At 70.5% G+C, this 3970-nt stretch carries 4 protein-coding genes; 1 reads left to right on the top strand and 3 read right to left on the bottom strand.

The window, feature by feature from the left end; genetic code table 11:
* Positions 1-599: CBS domain-containing protein (locus H5J26_RS29115; protein WP_181768960.1), on the bottom strand; the 599-nt coding region annotated here is incomplete at its 3' end.
* A 254-nt stretch (positions 600-853) separates the two neighbouring features.
* Here H5J26_RS29115 and H5J26_RS29110 point away from each other — a divergent pair.
* Positions 854-1537: a GntR family transcriptional regulator gene (locus H5J26_RS29110; protein WP_181768959.1), complete on the top strand. Its 684-nt coding sequence runs from the start codon at positions 854-856 to the stop codon at positions 1535-1537.
* Here H5J26_RS29110 and H5J26_RS29105 read toward each other — a convergent pair.
* Both H5J26_RS29105 and H5J26_RS29100 read right to left on the bottom strand, forming a co-directional pair.
* On the bottom strand, positions 1498-3225 hold the full coding sequence (locus tag H5J26_RS29105; RefSeq protein ID WP_181768958.1) for an L-lactate permease: 1728 nt from the start codon (positions 3223-3225) through the stop codon (positions 1498-1500). The two genes, H5J26_RS29110 and H5J26_RS29105, sit on opposite strands and share 40 nt — an antisense overlap.
* Before the next feature lie 37 nt (positions 3226-3262).
* Positions 3263-3970, bottom strand: a 708-nt coding sequence (locus tag H5J26_RS29100) for a (Fe-S)-binding protein (protein WP_210771879.1), incomplete at its 5' end; no start/stop codon positions are given.

The following is a 3970-nucleotide window of genomic DNA, read 5'->3' as shown; positions in this document are numbered from 1 at the left end:
AGAGCGCCCTTCCGCGTCAGGATGCCCGCGAGGCGGCCGTCGCCGTCGACGGCGGGCGCGAGCTTGCGGTGTGCGGCGTCGAGCTGGTCGAACGCCTCGCTGGGGTCGACGTCCGCCTTGAGTACGAGCAGGTCGCGGGACATGACCTCCGAGAGCTGCGTGAAGCGGTCCACGCCGGTCAGGTCCGACTCGGTGACGACGCCCACGGGACGGCCGTCCTCGACGACGACACCCGCGCCGTGTGCCCGCTTGGGCAGCAGCGAGAGCGCGTCGGCCGCCGTCTGGGAGGGGGCGAGCGTGATGGGGGTGTCCAGCACCAGGTCCCGGCTCTTGACCCAGGCGGTGACGTCGGAGACGACGTCGATCGGGATGTCCTGCGGGATGACGACGAGTCCGCCGCGGCGGGCCACGGTCTCGGCCATGCGTCGTCCGGCGATGGCGGTCATGTTGGCGACGACCAGGGGGATGGTGGTCCCGCTGCCGTCGGGGGACGCGAGGTCCACGCCCTGGCGGGAACCGACCGCGGAGCGGCCGGGCACCATGAAGACGTCGTCGTACGTCAGGTCGTACGGGGGCCGCTGATCGTTCAGAAATCGCATACCGACTCTCTCACCTGCGTTGTTCCGCGTTGTTGCATCCGGGGGCGGGTGGGGAGTTGGTGCCCGGACCAGCAGCATCCTGGCTCCATCATCGCCGATCCGCGGGCCGGGCGGCGAACCGCCCCCCGGCACCGGCGTCACGGGCGCTGCGCCTCGCGCCCCGGGAGGGCGCATCAGGGCGGTTGCACGCCCGCGGGGGCCGCATCTACTGTCCCGCTTGGACACATGAATCCATCCATGTTGGGGGGCAGCAGGTGGGAAGGGCTCTCCCCACGTCCCAGCGCGCTTACGACTACGCCAAGGAACGGATCCTCGAGGGCATCCTCGCCGGTGGCGAGCTGATCAGCGAGGGCACCGTGGCAGCAGCGCTCGGCATCAGCCGCACGCCGGTGCGCGAGGCCTTCCTGAGGCTCGAGGCCGAGGGCCTGCTGCGCCTGTACCCCAAGCGCGGCGCCGTGGTCGTCCCAGTCTCCGCCAAGGAGGTGGAGGCGGTCCTGGAGACGCGGGAGCTGATCGAATCCTTCGCCGCCGAGAAGGTCTCCTCTCTCGGCGCGGAGGCGCTGGAGCAGCTGGTGGGCCGGCTGCGCGAGCAGCTCCGCGAGCAGAAGCAGCTGCGCGAAGCCGGGGACGGCAAGGCGTTCGTGGCAGCGGACCAGGTCTTCCACCAGCTGATCGTCACCGCGGCGGACAACCCGATCCTGCTCGACCTCTACGCCGGGCTGCGTGACCGGCAGCAGCGCATGGGGCTCTTCGCCGTCTTCCACGACCACGACCGGCTGCGCGCTACCAACCACGAACACGTCGAACTCGTCGACCTGTTGGAGCGCGGGGACGTGACGGCCTACCGGGCCGCGCTGCGCGGGCACCTGCGTGGCACCCGCGCAGCAGCTCTGGGCCATCAGGACAGCAGCATCCAGCCCAGCACCGATGTGGACTGAAGGTAGACCAGGACGCACATCAGGAGCAGCAGCGCGAGGCTCCAGCCGACCACCTTGCGCAGCAGTTCGGGCTCCCGTCCGCCCAGGCCCGTCGCCGCGGCGGCGATGGCCAGGTTCTGCGGGGAGAGCATCTTGCCGAGGACGCCGCCGGAGCTGTTCGCGGCGGCGAGGAGCTCCGGGTTGAGGCCGGAGCTCTTGGCCGCCGTCACCTGGAGGATGCCGAACAGCGCGTTCGCCGAGGTGTCGGATCCGGTGACCGCGACGCCCAGCCACCCCAGCACCGGGGAGAGGAAGGCGAGTCCTGCGCCTGCGCCGGCGATGAAGTGGCCGATGGTGGCGGTCTGACCCGACAGGTTCATCACGTAGGCCAGGGCCAGCACCGTGGCCACCGTCAGGATCGCCCAGCGAAGCTGGTGCACGGTGCGGCCGTAGGCGCGCACGGCGACCTTCGGCGCCACGGCCAGCAGAGCCGCCGTGATCACACCGCTGAGCAGCAGCATCGTGCCGGTCGCCGGGAGCCAGTTGAAGTTGAAGACCGTGGAGGCAGCGGGCTTTCCACTCACGGGGTCCGCGACGTGCAGACCCGGCCAGTTGAAGAGGACCGCGCCCTTCTCCTCCAGCAGGGTCTTCAGCGCGGGTATCTGTGTCACGGCGAAGACGACGATGATCACGGCGTAGGGCAGGTAGGCCTTCACGGCGGCACGCGGGCTGTCGTCCACGACGGTGTCCGTACCGCCGGACCCGGCCGAGGTGCCGGCTGCGGTGCCGCCGTCGGTGCCGCCCGTCCCTCCGTCGCCGGAAGCGCCGGCACCGGTGCCTGCGGCGGGAGATCCGTCGGCATCGGGTTCGCTGGTGACGTGCGACGGGAGCGGTGTGTAGCTCCCCTTCATGCGCATCACCAGGACGAGCACGCCGACCGAGACGAGAGAGGCGACGACGTCGGTGAGTTCGACGGAGATGAAGTTGGAGCAGGCGAACTGGGCGACGGCGAAGGCGAGTCCGCACGCCAGCGCCGGCCACCAGGTCTGCTTCACTCCGCGACGGCCGTCGACGAGGTAGACCAGCAGCACCGGCACCACCGCGGCGAGCAGCGGGGTCTGGCGGCCGACGGTCGCCGAGACGTCCTCCAGCGGCAGCCCCGTCAGCTCGGACAGCGTGATGACGGGCGTGCCCATCGCACCGAACGCCACGGGCGCGGTGTTGGCCACGAGCGCCACCGTGGCCGCTTTGAACGGCTTGAAGCCCAGAGCTATGAGCATCACGGAACTGATCGCCACCGGCGCGCCGAACCCGGCGAGCGCTTCGAGGAGGGCGCCGAAGCAGAAGGCGACGATGACGGCCTGGAGCCGCTGGTCGTCCGAGAGTTTGCCGAAGGACCGGCGCAGCACCTCGAAGTGCCCTGTGTCCACGGTCATCTGGTAGACCCACAGGGCGTTGACCACGATCCACATGATCGGGAACAGCCCGAACAGGGCGCCCAGCACTGCCGAGTTGAGGCCCTGGCCGACCGGCATGCCGTAGGCGGCGACGGCGACCACGATCGCGGTCCCGAGTGCGGCCAGCGCGGAGAGCCATGCCTGGACGCGCAGCACGCCGAGGAGCACGAAGAAGACGACGAGGGGCAGGGCCGCTACGAGCGACGACCATCCCAACGAGCCGCCCAGCGGGTCGAGTACGGGTTGGAACACGATGCCTCCGGTGACGAGTTGGGACTCGGGGGACGACTCACCAGGGCTTGACGCCGCGTATCGAGGCGTCGACGACCTGGACGGGGTGGAGCACGGGCACGGCCGTGTCAGTACCGAGATGGCGGGAGATCTGAAGCAGGCAGCCGGGGTTGGCGGTGACCACGGCGTCGGGGGTGGTGGAGCGGACGTTGTCGGCCTTGCGGCGGCCGAGCTCCTCGGCCGTCTCGGGCTGTACGAGGTTGTAGACGCCTGCCGAGCCGCAGCACATGTCGGCTTCGGGGATGTCGACGACCTCGAGTTCCGGAATGCTGCGCAGGACGGCACGCGGTTGTTCGCGTACGCCCTGGGCGTGTGCGAGGTGGCAGGCCTCGTGGTGGGCGAGGCGGGCGCGGACGGGGTGGCGCGGGGCGAGGGGAGGCAGTTCGGCGAGGAGTTCGGAGACGTCGCGCACCTTCGCGGCGAACGCGGCTGCCTTCTCGCGGTAGTCCGGGTCGTCGGCGAGCAGCCGTCCGTACTCCTTCAAAGCTGAGCCGCAGCCCGCCACGTTGACGACGATCGCGTCCACGCCGACCGATTCGAAGGTGTCTATGAGCCGCCGTGCCCGCACGACGGCCTCCTCCTCGCGCCCGGCGTGCTCGCTGAGGGCGCCGCAGCAACCCTGTTCGCGGGGCGCCACGACGTCGCATCCCTCGGCGGTCAGCACTCGTACGGTCGCCTCGTTGACCTGCGCGAAGAAGACCTGCTG

Source organism: Streptomyces albidus (ex Kaewkla and Franco 2022) (assembly GCF_013870515.1).
Taxonomy (GTDB): domain Bacteria; phylum Actinomycetota; class Actinomycetes; order Streptomycetales; family Streptomycetaceae; genus Streptomyces; species Streptomyces albidus.
The sequence above is the reverse complement of the archived record's forward strand: the minus strand, read 5'-3'. Positions and strand labels throughout refer to the sequence as shown.